This is a genomic window from Pseudomonas sp. GM_Psu_1, from assembly GCF_026544185.1.
Lineage (GTDB): Bacteria > Pseudomonadota > Gammaproteobacteria > Pseudomonadales > Pseudomonadaceae > Chryseomonas > Chryseomonas oryzihabitans.
On sequence record NZ_JALNUX010000004.1, the window covers coordinates 265,676 to 283,105 of the forward strand.

The 17,430-nt window shown below is 65.7% G+C and carries 11 protein-coding genes; 7 read left to right on the top strand and 4 right to left on the bottom strand.

Annotated elements, in window-relative coordinates; translation table 11 throughout:
• Positions 1-127 precede the first annotated feature (127 nt).
• The 4 genes from OXS31_RS08660 (at position 128) to ntrC (ending at position 3,966) form a co-directional block, all read left to right on the top strand.
• A complete protein-coding gene (locus OXS31_RS08660) occupies positions 128-649 on the top strand; it encodes a DUF4124 domain-containing protein (protein WP_027600334.1) in 522 nt (173 codons plus the stop codon).
• On the top strand, positions 649-1,287 hold the full coding sequence (locus OXS31_RS08665) for a DUF4124 domain-containing protein (RefSeq protein ID WP_267398695.1): 639 nt from the start codon (positions 649-651) through the stop codon (positions 1,285-1,287). The genes OXS31_RS08660 and OXS31_RS08665 overlap by 1 nt, the downstream gene beginning before the upstream one ends.
• Before the next feature lie 171 nt (positions 1,288-1,458).
• Entirely contained in the window at positions 1,459-2,523 is a 1,065-nt protein-coding gene (glnL, locus tag OXS31_RS08670; protein WP_007161315.1) for a nitrogen regulation protein NR(II), read from the top strand.
• Positions 2,524-2,535: 12 nt separating this feature from the next.
• Positions 2,536-3,966, top strand: coding sequence for a nitrogen regulation protein NR(I) (gene ntrC, locus OXS31_RS08675; RefSeq protein WP_007161316.1), 1,431 nt, complete (start codon positions 2,536-2,538; stop codon positions 3,964-3,966).
• 1,166 nt (positions 3,967-5,132) lie between these two features.
• Here ntrC and OXS31_RS08680 read toward each other — a convergent pair.
• On the bottom strand, positions 5,133-5,690 hold the full coding sequence (locus tag OXS31_RS08680; RefSeq protein ID WP_074583521.1) for a hypothetical protein: 558 nt from the start codon (positions 5,688-5,690) through the stop codon (positions 5,133-5,135).
• A gap of 72 nt (positions 5,691-5,762) precedes the next feature.
• On the opposite strand from OXS31_RS08680, the gene OXS31_RS08685 reads away from it, so the two are divergent.
• A complete protein-coding gene (locus tag OXS31_RS08685; protein ID WP_007161318.1) occupies positions 5,763-6,230 on the top strand; it encodes a tRNA (cytidine(34)-2'-O)-methyltransferase in 468 nt (155 codons plus the stop codon).
• Between the two features lie 76 nt (positions 6,231-6,306).
• Positions 6,307-8,655: an FdhF/YdeP family oxidoreductase gene (locus OXS31_RS08690; protein ID WP_267398699.1), complete on the top strand. Its 2,349-nt coding sequence runs from the start codon at positions 6,307-6,309 to the stop codon at positions 8,653-8,655.
• A 280-nt stretch (positions 8,656-8,935) separates the two neighbouring features.
• On the opposite strand, the gene putA is transcribed toward OXS31_RS08690, so the two are convergent.
• Complete coding sequence (gene putA / locus OXS31_RS08695; protein ID WP_267398700.1) at positions 8,936-12,904, bottom strand: trifunctional transcriptional regulator/proline dehydrogenase/L-glutamate gamma-semialdehyde dehydrogenase; 3,969 nt, start codon at positions 12,902-12,904, stop codon at positions 8,936-8,938.
• 267 nt (positions 12,905-13,171) lie between these two features.
• Complete coding sequence (locus tag OXS31_RS08700; RefSeq protein WP_042135328.1) at positions 13,172-14,164, bottom strand: LLM class oxidoreductase; 993 nt, start codon at positions 14,162-14,164, stop codon at positions 13,172-13,174.
• Between the two features lie 494 nt (positions 14,165-14,658).
• Here OXS31_RS08700 and OXS31_RS08705 point away from each other — a divergent pair, with 494 nt between their 5' ends.
• A complete protein-coding gene (locus tag OXS31_RS08705) occupies positions 14,659-16,521 on the top strand; it encodes a methyl-accepting chemotaxis protein (protein WP_144955037.1) in 1,863 nt (620 codons plus the stop codon).
• A gap of 131 nt (positions 16,522-16,652) precedes the next feature.
• Here OXS31_RS08705 and OXS31_RS08710 read toward each other — a convergent pair whose 3' ends face one another.
• Complete coding sequence (locus OXS31_RS08710; RefSeq protein WP_267398702.1) at positions 16,653-17,207, bottom strand: nucleotidyltransferase family protein; 555 nt, start codon at positions 17,205-17,207, stop codon at positions 16,653-16,655.
• Positions 17,208-17,430 lie beyond the last annotated feature (223 nt).

Genomic DNA, 17,430 nt, shown 5'->3' on the forward strand with positions numbered 1-17,430 from the left:
GGAGGCCTTTTCTTTTGCCCTGGGAAAACCGCCGCGACCGACGCCCGGGCACAGCGGCCAGGTTGCCTACCTGTGCACCGGGCGCGCCTGCTACCCTTGATCTCCACTGCCCGGCCGAGATTCCGCCATGCCTCGCCTGCTTGCCTGCTGTCTGCTCTGCCTCGCCTGCTCCGCCCAGGCCGCGATCTACAAGTCGGTGGATGCCGAAGGCAACACGGTGTTCAGCGACCAGCCCTCGGCCAATGCCAAGCCGGTGCAGGTGGCACCCACCAATACCGTGGACAATCCACGACCGGCGCCGCCCATCCCCAGTGCGCCTGCGGCGGCGGCGACGCCCGCCGGCCCGGCCTTCAGCCGCCTGGAGGTCAATGTGCCCGACGATGAGGCCATCCGCGCCAACAACGGCACCTTCTCGGTGGGCGTATCCCTGGAACCGGCCCTGGGTGCGGGGCAGTCGCTGCAATTGCTGGTGGACGGCGCCCCCTATGGCAGCCCCGGCCAGAGCACCCGCTTCGGCGTGGCCAATCTGGATCGCGGCGAGCACCGTTTCGCGGCCCAGGTGCTGTCCGGCAACGGCGAGGTGGTCCAGACCAGTGCCGAGAAGACCGTGACCGTGCAGCGCATCAGCGTCAACAGCCCGGCCCGTTGATGCGCGCGCTCCTGACCCTGCTGCTGCTCTGCCTGCTGCTCCCCGCCCAGGCGGCGGTCTACAGCTATGTCGACAAGGAAGGCAATCGGGTCTACACCGACCAGCCGCCCAAGGGCGTCAAGGCCACCCAGGTGCCGATCACGGTGCCCAACAACCTCAATCAGCAGGGCCAGCCGACCCGCAAGCTGAGTCCGACTCCCGCCGCGCCGGTGGCCAGGACGCCCAAGGCGGCGCCCTTCCGCTACCAGATGCTGCGCATCCTGGTGCCTGAGCCCGATGCCACGGTGATCGACCAGGAAGGGCAGCTCATCGTCAGCCTGGTCAGCGAGCCGGAATTGCAGCCGGGTCACAGCTACCGCCTGCTGCTGGACGACCGGGAAGCCGGCGCCGGACGCAGTCCGGTGTTTCCCCTGAGCGGCCTGGACCGCGGCACCCACAGCCTGGTGGCGGAGATCCTCGCCGCCGATGGCAACGTACTGGAGCGGACGCCGGCGCAGCCCTTCCATCTGCGGCGCCCCTCCCTGGAGCAGAAGCGCCGCGCCCATCCCTGCAGCGACAAGGACTGGGGCAAGCGGCCGGAATGTCCGCTGGACATGAAACCGCCCGAAGCCAAGAAATCCTGGCTACCCTTCCTATAGCGCACCTCTTTGGTGCGCTTTTTGGCTGTGCACCATCTTGATACAAATCCTGTGCAGCTGCGTCCGGCGTGCGGCGGCTGTTAGTGCACGTTTCAGCCATCTGCCCTAACTCGGGGCGTCTTGGTTTGCTTCTTGCATTTTCCTATCGTCCCTATAGCGCTGTGGCCCCTCATGCCTACCGACGTCATCCACCGACTCCTGCTCGACAACCTCACCACTGCAGTCATCCTGCTGGATGCGGAGTTGCGTCTGGAGTACATGAATCCGGCGGCCGAGATGCTGCTGGCCATCAGCGGCCAGCGCAGCCATGGCCAGTTCATCAGCGAGCTGTTCACCGAATCGCCCGAGGCCCTGCAGGCGCTGCGCCAGGCGGTGGACCATGCCCACCCCTTCACCAAGCGCGAGGCGCTGCTGATCTCCACCTCGGGCAACAGCCTCACGGTGGACTATGCGGTGACCCCGATCCTGGATCGCCACAACACCCTGCTGCTGCTGGAAGTCCATCCCCGCGACCGGCTGCTGCGCATCACCAAGGAAGAGGCCCAGCTCTCCAAGCAGGAGACCACCAAGCTGCTGGTGCGCGGCCTGGCCCACGAGATCAAGAATCCCCTCGGCGGCATCCGTGGCGCGGCCCAGCTGCTGGCCCGCGAGCTGCCGGAAGAGGCGCTCAAGGACTACACCAACGTCATCATCGAGGAAGCCGATCGACTGCGGAATCTGGTCGATCGCATGCTCGGCTCCAACAAGCTGCCGAAGCTGGCCATCACCAACGTGCACGAGGTGCTCGAACGCGTCTGCAGCCTGGTGGAAGCGGAAAGCCAGGGGCTGATCAACCTGGTGCGCGACTACGACCCGAGCATTCCCGACCTGATGATCGACCGCGAGCAGATGATCCAGGCGGTGCTCAACATCGTGCGCAACGCCATGCAGGCCATCTCCCAGCAGAACGAATTGCGCCTGGGCCGGGTCACCCTGAGAACCCGAACCCTGCGCCAGTTCACCATCGGCCACCACCGCCATCGCCTGGTGTGCAAGGTGGAGATCACCGACAACGGTCCGGGCATCCCCCAGGACCTGCAGGAAACCATCTTCTATCCCATGGTCAGCGGTCGCCCCGACGGCACCGGCCTCGGGCTCGCCATCACCCAGAACATCATCACCCAGCACCAGGGGCTGATCGAGTGTGAAAGCCATCCTGGCCACACCGCCTTCAGCATCTTCCTGCCGCTGGAATAACGAGGAGTACGCATGAGCCGTCAGGAGACCGTCTGGATCGTCGACGACGACCGTTCCATCCGCTGGGTCCTGGAAAAAGCCCTGCAACAGGAGGGCATGACCACCGTCGCCTTCGACAGCGCCGACAGCGTCATGACCCGCCTCGGCCGCCAGCAGCCGGACGTGGTGATCTCGGACATCCGCATGCCGGGGACCAGTGGCCTGGACCTGCTGTCACGCATCCGCGAGATGCACCCGCGCCTGCCGGTCATCATCATGACCGCCCACTCCGACCTGGACAGCGCCGTGGCCTCCTACCAGGGCGGCGCCTTCGAATACCTGCCCAAGCCCTTCGACGTCGACGAGGCCGTGGCCCTGGTCAAGCGCGCCGGGCAGCATGCCCAGGAGCAGCAGGGCTTCGCCGAACCGGCGCACCTGACCCGCACCCCCGAGATCATCGGCGAGGCGCCGGCGATGCAGGAGGTGTTCCGCGCCATCGGCCGCCTCTCGCACTCCAACATCACCGTGCTGATCAACGGCGAATCCGGTACCGGCAAGGAACTGGTCGCCCACGCCCTGCACCGCCACAGTCCGCGCGCCGCGGCGCCCTTCATCGCGCTGAACATGGCCGCCATCCCCAAGGACCTGATGGAGTCCGAGCTGTTCGGCCACGAGAAAGGCGCCTTCACCGGCGCCGCCGCCCAGCGCCGCGGCCGCTTCGAGCAGGCCGACGGTGGCACCCTGTTCCTCGACGAGATCGGCGACATGCCGGCCGATACCCAGACCCGCCTGCTGCGGGTATTGGCCGATGGCGAGTTCTATCGCGTCGGCGGCCACACCCCGGTCAAGGTGGACGTGCGCATCATCGCCGCCACCCACCAGAACCTGGAAGGCCTGGTGCGCGAGGGCAAATTCCGCGAGGACCTCTTCCATCGCCTCAACGTCATCCGTATCCACATCCCGCGCCTGGCCGACCGCCGCGAGGACATCCCCGCCCTCGCCCGCCACTTCCTGGCGCGCGCGGCCCAGGAACTGGCCGTGGAGCCCAAGACCCTGCGCGGCGAGACCGAGGAATACATGAAGGGCCTGCCCTGGCAGGGCAACGTGCGCCAGCTGGAGAACACCTGCCGCTGGATCACGGTGATGGCCTCCAGCCGCGAGGTGCTGATCGACGACCTGCCGCCGGAGCTGCTCAACCAGCCCCAGGACGCCGCCCCCGCCGCGAACTGGGAACAGGCCCTGCGCCAGTGGGCCGACCAGGCCCTCACCCGCGGCCAGTCCAGCTTGCTGGACAACGCCGTGCCGGCCTTCGAACGCATCATGATCGAGACCGCCCTCAAGCACACCGCCGGCCGCCGCCGCGACGCCGCCGTGCTGCTGGGCTGGGGCCGCAACACCCTGACCCGCAAGATCAAGGAGCTGGGCATGAAGGTGGACGGGCCGGATGAAGAGGGGGAGGACTAGCTGTTGTAGGTTGGGCTGAGCGATAGCGAAGCCCAACGTTTCCAGTTTGGACTTATAGCTGCCTAAGCTGATTATCGCGGTTTGCTGATAGGTTTTGTTTCCCCCACCCGGGCGAGTCACTTTTTTCAAACGCGAAAAAAGTAACCAAAAACGCTGTCCCCACGTTTCGGTCCTCCGCTGCGCTCCGGGTGATTCGCTTCGCTCACCCTTCGGGCCAGCCTACGGCTGTTACTCCGCTTCGCTACGTTTCCCTCGCTCCGGCGCCGTGGCAGGGGCACGGCACGAAGGGGCTTCCTGCCCCTCGCGCCTTGCTCGGCGTCCTGCCTCGCAACCCCCGCCACGACACCGGAACTCGGCCTCACTGACGGGGACGGGGCGCTAGCCTGAGACTTCGGTGTTCATAGGATTTGTAGCGTGGAAAACCGCGCAGCGTTTTCCACTGATGAGCTTGATCGAGAAAGTGGACAAGGCTTCGCCGTTGTCCACGCTACGGGCTCTTCAACCAACACTTTCAGGCTAGCGAATCGCTCCGTTCAGGAGGGCGAACGCCAGTGTCGTGGAGTGGGTCGAGCCGCATGGATGCGGCGAGAGGTCCAGTGGGCTATGGACGGCCCATCTGGACCGACCCCGGAACGGCGCTGGCGTGAGCGCACCCGCAGCGCAGCGGAGGGCCGGATGACCGGGGCAAGCGTTTTTGGTTACTTTTGTCCGGGGCGCGCAGCCGCGACTGAAAAAAGTGACTCGCCCGGGTGGGCGAAATAAGAAAAATCAGCAGAATTCGATGAGCGACTATGGCACCAAGAAAGCCGAGTCTGCTGCACCGAAACGTTGGGCTTCGCTAGCGCTCAACCCAACCTGCAAAATCCCCAACACCACCTAACTCAAAACTTGGCACACCTTCTGCAATGTTCTAGGTAACTACCCTTTTGGGGACCTCGGTACAGGCAGGCTGGGGAATCCCCTCTTTTCTTCCCGAGGCCATCACCCAGTGTGATGGCCTCTTTTTTTCGTCTGCGAAAAGTGGAAAGCCACAGGCTAGAGCGCTTTTTCTCCTCGGCAAGGACGCAGGGGTCGGCAAAGGAGGACTAAGCTTCAAAACAATCCGGCTCCGCACCCCGTTCCGCTCTGGTGCAAACCAGCGGCCTTTTGCCTGATAACGGGGCATTTCAGGGTGTCAGCGGGACCTCGACGTGGAGCACCCAATCCTCGCCGGCTTCGACGATGCGGTCGCTGGCCTGCAAGGCACCACCCACACCGACCAGCAACACCTTCAGGTCCTGGCCATCCTGGCGCACGGTCCAGGAAAAGCTGCCGCCCGGCCGCGCCACCCGCCCCTGGCGTTCGCCGCCGTCCCAGCGAGCGCGGGGCAGGCGCAGGCTAAGGGCGCCGTCGGGGCGATAGCGTTCGTAGAACAGCGAGCGGTCGGCGGTGATCAGTAATTCGAAGCGCCCCGCGTCCTGATGAGCCTCCACCCCCAGGATGACCGGGCGGCGGGCCTCGGCCGACCAGGGATCGGGATGGGTGCGCTGGTACACCAGTTGGCCGAGGATCATGCCGAACAGCCCGGCGCCGAGGGCCGCCGAGGCCAGCCAGAGGGTCAGGCGCTGGCGCTGGCCGCGCCATTCGGCCTTGAGCAGCTCGGGATCTTCCACCCGCGCCAGTTCGTCCCGGCGAGCGCGCTGTTCGCGCAGCAGCCAGTCGACCAGGCGGCGCCAGAGGTTCATCGCCCTACCCCGCTCGCGACGGCGCGACGGCGGCGCAGTACCATAGGCGCTTTGCCAGGCGCCCTGCCCTTCATGTTCGACATCATCCTCTACCAACCGGAAATTCCGCCCAATACCGGCAACGTCATTCGCCTGTGCGCCATTACCGGCTGCCGCCTGCATCTGATCGAGCCGCTGGGCTTTGCGCTGGACGACAAGAAACTGCGTCGCGCCGGCTTGGACTACCACGAGTGGTCCAGCGTGCGGACCCATGCCAGCCTCGCGGCCTGTATAGCAGATTTGCAGCCGCCCCGACTGCTGGCCTTCACCACCAAGGCCAGCCATCCCTTCACCGAGATCGCCTATGCGCCGGGCGATGCCCTGCTGTTCGGTCCGGAAAGTCGCGGGCTGCCGGCCGAGGTGCTGGAGTCGCTGCCGCCCGAACAGCGGCTGCGCCTGCCGATGCTGCCCAATCGCCGCAGCCTCAATCTGTCCAATACCGTGGCCGTGGCGGTCTACGAAGGTTGGCGCCAGCTGGGCTTCGCCGCACCGCCTGGCTGACCACCAGAACCTTCCCGCCAGACGCGTCGTCCCATGACCTACAGGCACATCGCCAGACAGTCACGTGAGGCGCACCATGAGCAAGATCGGCAAACCCAAGGTTGAACGCTATGACGCGCCCTCCGGTGGCTGGGGCTCGGCGCGTTCGGTGACCGAGATCGTCCTGCGTGAACGGGTGCCGCTCAAGTCCGGTGCGCTGCTGGCCCGGCAGAACAAGCATGGTGGCTTCGCCTGCGTGAGTTGCGCCTGGGCCAAGCCGGGCAAGCCCCATCCGCTGGAATTCTGCGAGAACGGCGCCAAGGCCACTGCCTGGGAGGTCACCAGCAAGAGATGCGGACCGGAATTCTTCGCCCAGCATTCGCTCAGCGAACTGCGTGGCTGGCGCGACTATGACCTGGAAGAGGTAGGCCGCCTGACCCATCCGCTGCGCTACGACGCCGCCATCGACCGCTATCGTCCGGTGAGCTGGGCCGAGGCCTTCGCCGACATCGGCGCCGAACTCAAGGCGCTGGCGCCGGACTCGGTAATATTCTACGCCTCGGGTCGTGCGGCGCTGGAGACCTCCTACCTCTATCAGCTCTATGCCCGCCTGTACGGCACCAACAACCTGCCGGACAGTTCCAACATGTGCCACGAGAGCACCTCGGTCGCCCTGCCCAAGAGCATTGGCGTGACCGTGGGCACCGTGACCCTGAACGACTTCGATCAGGCCGACTGCCTGCTGTTCTTTGGCCAGAATCCGGGCAGCAACAGTCCGCGGATGCTGCATGACCTGCAAGAGGCGCGCAAACGCGGCGCGCCCATCATCACCTTCAATCCCCTGCGCGAGCGCGGCCTGGAAACCTTCGTCAATCCGCAGTCGCCGGTGGAAATGCTGACCGACCAGCCCACCCAGATCAGCACCCAGTATCACCAGCTCAAGCCCGGTGGTGACACCGCAGCCCTCGCCGGCCTGTGCAAGGCCTTGCTGGCGGCCGATGATCTCGCGCGCGAACAGGGCCAACCGGCCGTGCTCGACCATGCCTTCATCGCCGAGCATTGCCACGGCTTCGCCGACTTCTGCGAGTGGTTGCAGCGCCAGGAGTGGCCGCAGCTGGAGCGCCAGTCGGGGCTGACCCGCAGCGCTCTGGAAGCCGCCGCTGCCGTCTATGGTCGCTGTCAGAAGGTCATCGGCATCTATGGCATGGGGCTGACCCAGCATCGCCATGGCGTGGAAACCATCCAGATGCTGACCAACCTGCTGCTCATGCGCGGCAACATCGGCAAGCCCGGCGCCGGCATCTGCCCGGTGCGCGGGCATTCCAACGTCCAGGGCCAGCGCACCGTGGGCATCACCGAGAAGCCGGAGCTGGCGCCGCTCGAACAGCTGGGCGAGCGCTTCGGCTTCGCCCCGCCACAGGACAAGGGTCGCAATACCGTGGAAGCCTGCGAAGGCATCCTCGACGGCTCGGTGAAGGCCTTCATCAGCCTGGGCGGCAACTTCCTGCGCGCCATTCCGGAGACCAGCCTGATGGAGCCGGCCTGGCGCACCCTGCGCCTGTCGGTGCAGATCGCCACCAAGCTCAATCGCAATCATCTGGTGCCGGCGGACAAGACCTATCTGCTGCCCTGCCTGGGGCGTACCGAAATCGATCGCCAGAATGGGGTGGAACAGGCCCACAGCACCGAGGACAGTACCGGCTGCATCCACGGCTGGCGTGGCGTGGCCGAACCGCCCGAAGGCGACCTGTTGTCCGAGCCGGCCATCGTCGCCGGCCTGGCCAAAGCTACCCTGCCCGACAACCCGCAGGTCACCTGGGATGCCTGGGTCGCCGACTATGCGCTGATCCGCGACGAGATCGCGCGCTCCTTCCCGGAGATCTTCCACGACTTCAATGCGCGGATGTGGGAGGTGGGCGGTTTCCATCGCCCACTGCCGGCGGCCAAGCGTGAATGGAAGACCGACACCGGCAAGGCCAATCTCATCGTGCCGCGCAGCCTGGAAGAGGATCCGGACATGCCCGCCCGCGGGCGTGACGTCCTGACCCTGATGACGCTGCGCAGCAATGACCAGTTCAACACCACCATCTATGGCTATCACGATCGCTTTCGCGGCGTGAAGGGCACCCGTGCGGTGCTGCTGATGAATCGCAACGACATCGAACGCCTGGGCCTGGCGGAAGGCGACAAGGTGCAGGTGTCGACGGTGGCCGACGATGGCGTGCGCCGTGAGGTGGGTCCGCTGCGGGTCACGCCCTACAACATTCCGGAAGGGGCCTGTGGCGGCTACTACCCCGAATGCAACGCCCTGATCCCGCTCTGGCACCACGCCGAAGGCAGCAAGGTGCCAGCTGCCAAGGCCATCCCGGTACGCCTGAACAAGCTGATCGCCGCCAACGATGGCAGCTTTCCGGTGGAGCCGGAGGGGTATGGGGCGCTGTATTAGGTCCTGCTATCGGAGCCAGACAGCGAGCCTGCCTGCTGGGCTTCGCTGCGCTCAACCCAACCTACGGACGTGCATTCGTAGGTTGGGTCAAGACGGCTCCACCGTCGAAGCCCAACAGCCCTGGGCCTATCCCTCGCACCTCGCCCTCACCCCAACCCTCTCCCGAAGGGAGAAGGGGCAACGCGACGCGCGTCCGTAGGTTGGGTTGAGACGGCTCCACCGTCGAAGCCCAACAGCCAATCAGCCAATCAGCCAATCAGCCAATCAGCCAATCAGCCAATCAGCCAATCGTCATCAGACTCGCATTACCACCCGCCGCTGCGGTATTCACGCTCAGGGCGCGCTCGATGAGCAGGCGCTCCAGCGGAATGGCGGTCTCGCCGCGGGCCAGGCCCTGGACGCCGACGATGGGACCATTGCGCTTGGCCACCTGCTGGCAGACCTGGCGCAGCTGATCGGAATCGCCGTGGTGGAGGACCGCCTCGAAGGCGACCTCGTCCTTGCGCCAGTCGGCCGCCACCTGAACCCGCGCGCGCACGGCGTGCGGCAGGCGCGTCAGCGTCGTCTTGTGGGCGTCCTCGATCAGGGCCGTGCTGCCCACCGCCATGACCGCCGCCAGTTGCAGCAGCAGATCGCTTTCGTCGGCCGCCAGGCACAGTACCCGGCTGCGCGGCAGCAGGCTGTAGCTGTTGCGCTCGCCGGTCGGACCCGGTAGCAGGCGGGTCAAGCCGCTCAGGGATTCCTCGGCGAATCTCAGGCAGGCCTGCTCCAGCTCGCCCAGGCCCTGTTGCTTGGCCCAGTCGTGCAGGGCGCCCAGCGGATTGCCGGCCTGCTGCCGCAGGGCATCGCGCACCTGCCATTCGGTCTCGCCGGTGCTGCCCTTGGCCAGGGCCACCGCGGGGTCGCCATCGGGACGGGTGCTGAGCAGGCGATATAGATACAGCGGGCCACCGGCCTTGGGGCCGGTGCCCGAGAGGCCTTCGCCACCGAAGGGCTGCACCCCGACCACCGCGCCGACCATGTTGCGGTTGACGTAGAGGTTGCCGGCATGGGCGCGCTCCACCACCTTGGCGATGGTCTCGTCGATGCGGGTGTGCACGCCGAAGGTCAGGCCATAGCCGGTGGCGTTGATCTGGTCGATGACCTTGTCCAGGTCCTTGCGGCCATAGCGCACCACGTGCAGCACCGGGCCGAAGACCTCGCGCCCCAGTTCGGCCAGGCTCTCCAGCTCGATCAGGGTGGGCATGACGAAGGTGCCGCGGTGGATGGCATCGCCTTCCACGCGCCCGCCCTGGTGTACCCGGCGACCCTTACCGCGCAGGGTCTGGATGTGCTTGTCGATGGTGGCCTTGGCCTCGCCGTCGATCACCGGGCCAATGTCGATGGCCAGATTCTCCGGATTGCCCAGGCGGCATTCGGCCATGGCGCCCTTGAGCATTTCCAGCACGCGATCGGCCACGTCGTCCTGCACGCAGAGCACGCGCAGGGCCGAGCAGCGCTGACCGGCGCTGTCGAAGGCGGAGGCCACCACGTCGGCGACCACCTGCTCGGCCAGGGCCGAGGAGTCGACGATCATGGCGTTCTGGCCACCGGTCTCGGCGATCAGCGGGATCGGCCGGCCCTGGGCGTCCAGGCGTCCGGCGATGTTGCGCGCCAGGATCTGCGCCACCTCGGTGGAGCCGGTGAACATCACGCCCTTGACCCGCACGTCGTTGACCAGGGCGGCGCCGATGGTCGAGCCCTCGCCCGGCAGCAGTTGCAGCACGCCTTCGGGGATGCCGGCCTCCAGCAGGATACGCACGGCCTGGGCGGCGATCAGCGGGGTCTGCTCGGCCGGCTTGGCCAGCACGGTGTTGCCGGCGGCCAGGGCCGCGGCGATCTGGCCGCTGAAGATGGCCAGGGGGAAGTTCCAGGGGCTGATGCAGACCACCGGACCCAGCGGGCGGTGGCTGTCGTTGGCGAAGTCACGGCGCACCAGGGCGGCGTAGTAGCGCAGGAAGTCCACCGCCTCGCGCACCTCGGCGATGGCGTTGGCGTAGGTCTTGCCGGCCTCGCGCACCAGCAGGCCCATCAGCGGCTGGATCTGCGCCTCCATCAATTCGGCGGCGCGATCCAGGGCGGCGGCGCGCTGCTCGGGCGGCGTGGATTGCCAGATGGGTGCGGCGGCCAGGGCTTCTTCCAGGGCGATGTCGACATCGGCACGGGTGGCGTTGCTGACCTGACCGACGCGATCGCGGCGATCGGCCGGATTGAGCACCGGTTGCGCAATCGACGGCTCGCTGGCACGACCCAGCAGCGGGCGGGCTTCCCAGGCGGTGTTGCCACTGGCCAGCAGGGCCGCGGACAGCGAACCCAGGCGGTGTTCGCTGGACAGGTCCAGACCGCTGGAATTGCAGCGCTCGGCGCCGTACAGGGCGCTGGGATGGGGAATGCGCGGATGCGGCAGGCCGATGGCGCCTTCGTTGGTGGACTGCTGCTCGATCTGCACCACCGGATCGGCCACCAGCTCGTCGAGGGAGATGGAATGGTCGGCGATGCGGTTGACGAAGGAGGTGTTGGCGCCGTTTTCCAGGAGGCGGCGGACCAGGTAGGCCAGTAGCGTCTCGTGGGTGCCCACCGGGGCATAGATGCGGCACGGCCGCGCCAGCTTGCCGTCCTTGACGCTGCCCACCACCTGCTCGTACAGCGGCTCGCCCATGCCGTGCAGGCACTGGAATTCGTACTGGCCGGGGTAGTAGTTCTGCCCGCCGAGCTGGTAGATGGCCGCCAGGGTGTGGGCGTTGTGGGTGGCGAATTGCGGATAGATGGATTCCGGCGCCGCCAGGAGCTTGCGGGCGCAGGCCAGGTAGGCCACGTCGGTGTAGACCTTGCGGGTATAGACCGGATAACCCTCCAGGCCTTCCACCTGGGCGCGCTTGATCTCGCTGTCCCAGTAGGCGCCCTTGACCAGGCGGATCATCAGACGCCGACGGCTGCGCTTGGCCAGGTCGATCAGGTAGTCGATCACCAGCGGGCAGCGCTTCTGGTAGGCCTGGATGACGAAGCCGATGCCGTTCCAGCCGGCCAGTTGCGGTTCGAAGGACAGGCGCTCCAGGAGATCCAGGGAGATCTCCAGGCGATCGGCTTCCTCGGCGTCGATGTTCAGGCCGATGTCGTAGCGCTTGGCCAGCAGGGTCAGTTCCAGCAGGCGCGGATAGAGCTCGCTCATCACCCGGTCGTACTGGGCGCGGCTGTAGCGCGGATGCAGTGCCGAGAGCTTGATGGAGATACCCGGGCCCTCGTAGATGCCACGGCCGTGGGAGGCCTTGCCGATGGAGTGGATGGCCTGCTCGTAGGAGGCCAGGTAGCGGCGGGCATCGGCCTCGGTCAGGGCGGCTTCGCCGAGCATGTCGTAGCTGTAGCGGAAGCCTTTCGCCTCGAACTTGCTGGCGTTGGCCAGGGCTTCGGCGATGGTCTCGCCGGTGACGAACTGCTCGCCCATCAGGCGCATGGCCATGTCCACGCCCTTGCGGATCACCGGCTCGCCGCTCTTGCCGATGAGGCGATTGAGCGAACTGGTGAGGCCGGCCTCGTTGTGGGTCGAGACCAGGCGGCCGGTCAGCAGCAGGCCCCAGGTGGCGGCGTTGACGAACAGCGAGGGGCTGTTGCCCAGGTGCGGCTGCCAGTTGCCGGTGCTGATCTTGTCGCGGATCAGCGCATCGCGGGTGCCCTTGTCGGGGATGCGCAGCAGGGCTTCGGCCAGGCACATCAGGGCCACGCCCTCCTGGGACGACAGCGAGAATTCACGGAGCAGACTCTGCACCATTCCGGAGCGCCCGGTTGCACCCTTGGCATTACGCAGCTTCTCGGCGATGCGGTGAGCCAGTTCATGGGTGGCCTTGGCCTGGGCCGCCGGCAGGCGCGCCTGCTCCAGCAGCAGCGGCAGCAGCTCTTCTTCCGGCCGGCGATAGGCCGCGGTGATGGCCGAGCGCAGCACCGACTGCGGCAGGATGCTCTCGGCGAATTCCAGGAACGGCTGGTAGACCGGATCGGCCAACGCCTCGACGGCTTCGTTGTCACCCTCGGCCAGGCGCTGGGCGATGCCCTGCAGATCGGCCAGGGTCGCGCCGCTTTCCAGGGTTTCCAGGTAGGTGAAGATGGCCTGCTTGATCAGCCAGTGGGGCGTCCGGTCGATACGGCGCGCCGCTTCCTTGAGGCGATCGCGGGTGGCTTCGTCGAGCTTTACGCCCAGGGTGGTGGTAGTGGCCATGCGCAGGTCCTCAAGCAAGAAGGCGTCGAAATTCGGCGCAGCTTAGCGCCGCTCGAAAGAAAAGTGCAACCAAGTGCAACCCGCAAGGTTCTACCGTCGATCCGGTTGCACCAAAAGCTGGGTAACAGAACGGAAGGTTATGCAGAGATCAGGCCAAGGGGTGCGACCCGGTTGAACCCCTACTACAGGGGAATCGCCTGCCCAGGTGACGACGACCGGGAATCGTTAGCCAGACAAGTGTTACCTGGCGCCACACCGCGACGATCGCTACGGCTGCAGGGAAGGAAACTGCGGGAGCACGAATTCGCCCAGTTCCTGGACCACTTCGCTGGCCGGACGCCGTGAGGGGCGCAGGTTGAGGGCCAGGTGATTGACGCCGGCTTCCTGCAACTGACCAAGGTAGTCCACCAACGCCCGCCGCCCGCAGGACAAGCCGGCATGGATGGGCCGAGGCGGCTGGGCCGGATCGCTGGCCAGCTCGAAGAACAGCCCCTGGGCGAAGGGCTTGAACAGCTCGCGCCCGCCGATCTCGTCCAGCGCCTCGCGCCAGACCCGCGTCAGCGCCGGAACATGTTCGGCCGGTACGAAGTAATAGAACCAGCCATCGGCCTTGGCGGCGATCCAGTCCACTGTTTGCCGACTGCGCCCGGTGACCAGCGCCGGAATGCGCCCATGCACGGGTTTGGGCACCAGATCGGCCAGCCCCTGCAGATCGCCGAAGCGGCGAAAGGCCCCCAGCGGGAAATTAGTCTCGCCGGCCAGGCGAAACATCTCGAAGGCATCGCGAAAGCGCTCGCCCCGCCGCTCGAATTCACTCTCCAGGCCGAAGGCCGGGTATTCCACCGGACGGTCGCCGGAGGCCACGCCCAGCACCAGCCGGCCATCGCTCAACTGGTCGACCGAAGCCGCCATCTTGGCCAGGTGCAGCGGATGGCGCAGGGTGATGACGGCGCTGCCGGTGGCCAGGGTCAGGTGCTGGGTGATGCCCGCCAGATAGCCGAGATAGGTGAAGGGCTCGAACACCTGGCCGGCATCGTTGAAGCCGGGATCGTAGAAGGGCACGTCGCGCGCCCAGAGCGCCGCGAAGCCCAGCTGGTCGGCCAGCCGCGCCAGGCGGGCGTGGTCGCGCAGGGTCGGCATGGGATCGTCGGGATAGCCCTCCAGTGGCAGCAGAAAGCCTAGGGTCAGGCGCCCGGGTGCGAACAGCCGCGAAAAGCCCGGATGCTGAAGAAAGGCGCGGCGACGCTCCGTGGTGGACATGGGGATTCCTTGCCGGAGAGGGAAAGCGAATGACCTTCTATGGAGTCTAGCGGCATTCCAGGGTTCGCCGGACAGTCGATGAGAGCGGCGAAGGTGTTCATCGCCGTCTGCGCGAGCGGGAGCCGCTGGCCGCCAGCGAAGAACCGTCCCGCCAAATCCCCTTCTCTCCGGATACAGGCCAGGGCCTCTGCTCCTGCCTTTTGGTCATATCTCTAAAGCCAGACTAATAAAAAGCAATCCCTCAACTAACACGGATTGTCCAAGGCCAAATTTCGACTAAAAATTCTATATATATCAATAGCGATAACAGCGAATGCCTGGAAACGAAATCACTCTTGATATTGATATATAAGAATTAGACTTACCATTATTTAAAGGTTGTAAACACCTAACTTTTTTACATTACCCTCGGCTAGAATCCGACGCCCTCCGCCCCTCTCAAACTCCGGAACTTTCCGCCGAACATTGGAAATAGCCCCATGAAGATGAGCAACATGAGTGTTCGTACGAAGCTGTTTTCCGGCTTTACCATCCTGATCATTCTGTCCCTGGCTATCGCCTATGCCGGCTGGGACGGCATCCAGGCCCTGGGCCGACGCGGCAACCTGATCGAACAGTTCACCCAAATCGGTCTACTCGCCCGCGACATGCGCAATGCCCGCAAGGATTTCGCCCTCATGCCGGAAGCCGACCAGGCCGCTCGCTGGAAAGGCGGCATCGATGCCCTCGAACAGCAACTAGAGAATGTCCGTCCACTGTTCAAACGTCCGGAAAGCACAGCACTACTGGCCCGTACCGAACAGACCCTCAGGGAATACCGCGATATCTATCAGCAGGCGCTCAAGGTGACCCAGGATCGCACCACCGCGATCCAGGACATTCGCGATACGGGCGACATGATGGACCAGCGATTGCAGGAGGCATCCAGCGCCCTGGATCGTGAGCGCGATCAAGCCAGCGCCCAGCTGCCCTCCCTGCTGGCGGCGCTGCAGCAACTGCGGATCCACTTGCACCTCTATGTGCTCAAGTCCGCCGGGCCACAACAGGAAGCCTTGCTGGCGTCCCTGACCAAGACCGGTGACGTGCTCAAGACCTTGCCTCCGACCCCGGAATTGCAGCAGCTGCCAGGACTTCTCGACGAGTACCAGCGTCAGGTCCAGCAGCTGTTCAGCGTCCAGAAGGCGTACCAGGACGTCAATCAGGGGCTCTACCAGCATATCCAGATGTTGCTCAAGACCTCCGACGAGATGAAGCAGCTACAGAGCCAGTTCCGCCTCGACGATATCCGCGAAGCCAAGCTGATGCTCTTTGGCGGGCTGCTGCTGGCGGTACTGCTCAGCCTGGTCGCGGCCTGGGTCATCACCCGCTCCATCGTGACGCCGCTGCGCCAGACCCTGGTGACCGTGGAACAGCTCGCTGCCGGCGACCTGACCGTGCAGATCGAGGCAGCGCGCAAGGACGAGATCGGCCAGTTGCAGGCGGCCATGCAGCGCATGATCGTCAATCTGAGCGACCTGATCCGCGAGCAGAAGGACGGCGTCATCCAGGTCGCCAGTGCCGCCGAAGAACTCTCCGCCGTCACCGAGCAGACGCGCGCTGGCGCCTCGGCGCAGAAGATGGAGACCGAGCAGATCGCCACCGCCATGCAGCAGATGAGCGCCACCATCAACGAGGTGGCGCGCAATGCCGAACAGGCGTCGACCACCGCCCGCGAGGCCACGCTCAAGACCCGGGAGGGTGACGAGATGGTCAACCAGGTCGCCACTCAGATTCAGAGCCTGGCCCAGGAAGTGGACAGCACCCAGGCCACCATGGAGTTGCTCAGGCAGGATGCCGACCGCATCGGCGGCGTGCTGGACGTGATCAAGGCGGTCGCCGAGCAGACCAATCTGCTGGCGCTCAACGCCGCCATCGAGGCCGCTCGCGCCGGTGAAGCCGGACGTGGCTTCGCCGTGGTCGCCGACGAGGTGCGCGGCCTGGCGCAGCGTACGCGCACCTCCACCGACGAGATCGCCAGCCTCATCACCCGACTGCACGGCAGCACCGACAAGATGAGCGCCGCCCTCGACCGCAATATCGAGCTGACCGGCGAAAGCGTCGACCTGACCCGCCAGGCAGGCGTGGTGCTGGGCAGCGTCAGCAGTGCGGTGAGCGAGATCGAGGCCATGAACGAGCAGATCGCCACCGCGGTCGAGCAACAGAGTGCGGCCAGTGAAAACATCAGCCGCAGCGTGGTCAAGGTCCACGAAGTGGCCGACCAGACCGCCGCCGCCACCGAGAAAACCGCCGGCTCCAGCACCGAACTGGCCAACCTGAGCCTGCAGCTGCAAGAGCTGACGTCGCGCTTCAGGGTCTGAGACCCGGGCCAGGCGATGCTCGGGAATCGCCTGGCCGCACCCCGGCCGCAAGGCTTCGAACTCGATCGGGCCGCGTTGCCGGAAGGCCACGGGCGACGCGCCTGACCCACACCCGCGGGAGCCCCCCCTCCTCAAGCGGTTTGAATACGCAACCGCGGCCAACGCTCCAGCCAGCCCTTGGTCGCGAGCCGCTGGCGAAAGGCTTCAGGTCGTGGACGCCAGGGATTGGGCGTGAGATGAAGGGCGAAAAGCCCTTCCTGGGCGAAGGGGCTGACCACTTCGAGCTCGCCGTCGGCGGTCAGGCGCGCGGCCAGGGCCGTTTCCACCTCGGGCCAGTGGGCCATGGCATCCCGACAGTCGCGATAAGGGCGATCACCTTTACGCAAATGCATCCGCGCCTGATTCTTCACTGACCAGGGCCAGCCCGGCGCTTGCGCCGCCAACAGCGCTTCGATTTCCCTGTCCCGCCCGGGCCGGCAGTCAGTCGCGTCGAAATAGATGACATCCAGATCCGCCAGCGGCGTCGACTCGGCGTGGCCATGCAGTCGATCCCACACCAGGTTGCGTACGAAGCCCGCGGCCAGCCAGGCGTCGGGCAGGTGCAGGTCGGCGAGGACGCGCAGCAGGCGCAGACGCTCGGCGTCAGTCTTCAACCAGGACGCTATCTGGGAGAACTCCGGGGTCATGGCACGGCTACAGAGTCGGAAAATCCCGAAGATGACCGTCTACACCCGCTTTCGCAACGTCCATCGCCAATAATCGCAATAACCTTTGGCCCTCTTAAGTTTTACAAACAGATGTCGAAAATGTGACGGCTTCGCTTGATCACGTTTGCGAGGCCAACAGGACGTGGTGACCGGTCAGGACATGACCACTGGCAGCCCTCGCTGAAAAGAGGGCGCCGCACCT

Excerpts from the sequence above, each read along its gene's own strand:
- OXS31_RS08660 (WP_027600334.1), top strand. The coding sequence starts at position 128 with ATGCCTCGCCTGCTTGCCTGCTGTCTGCTCTGCCTCGCCTGCTCCGCC.
- OXS31_RS08665 (WP_267398695.1), top strand. The coding sequence starts at position 649 with ATGCGCGCGCTCCTGACCCTGCTGCTGCTCTGCCTGCTGCTCCCCGCC.
- glnL (WP_007161315.1), top strand. The coding sequence starts at position 1,459 with ATGCCTACCGACGTCATCCACCGACTCCTGCTCGACAACCTCACCACT.
- ntrC (WP_007161316.1), top strand. The coding sequence starts at position 2,536 with ATGAGCCGTCAGGAGACCGTCTGGATCGTCGACGACGACCGTTCCATC.
- OXS31_RS08680 (WP_074583521.1), bottom strand. The coding sequence starts at position 5,690 with ATGAACCTCTGGCGCCGCCTGGTCGACTGGCTGCTGCGCGAACAGCGC.
- OXS31_RS08685 (WP_007161318.1), top strand. The coding sequence starts at position 5,763 with ATGTTCGACATCATCCTCTACCAACCGGAAATTCCGCCCAATACCGGC.
- OXS31_RS08690 (WP_267398699.1), top strand. The coding sequence starts at position 6,307 with ATGAGCAAGATCGGCAAACCCAAGGTTGAACGCTATGACGCGCCCTCC.
- putA (WP_267398700.1), bottom strand. The coding sequence starts at position 12,904 with ATGGCCACTACCACCACCCTGGGCGTAAAGCTCGACGAAGCCACCCGC.
- OXS31_RS08700 (WP_042135328.1), bottom strand. The coding sequence starts at position 14,164 with ATGTCCACCACGGAGCGTCGCCGCGCCTTTCTTCAGCATCCGGGCTTT.
- OXS31_RS08705 (WP_144955037.1), top strand. The coding sequence starts at position 14,659 with ATGAGTGTTCGTACGAAGCTGTTTTCCGGCTTTACCATCCTGATCATT.
- OXS31_RS08710 (WP_267398702.1), bottom strand. The coding sequence starts at position 17,207 with ATGACCCCGGAGTTCTCCCAGATAGCGTCCTGGTTGAAGACTGACGCC.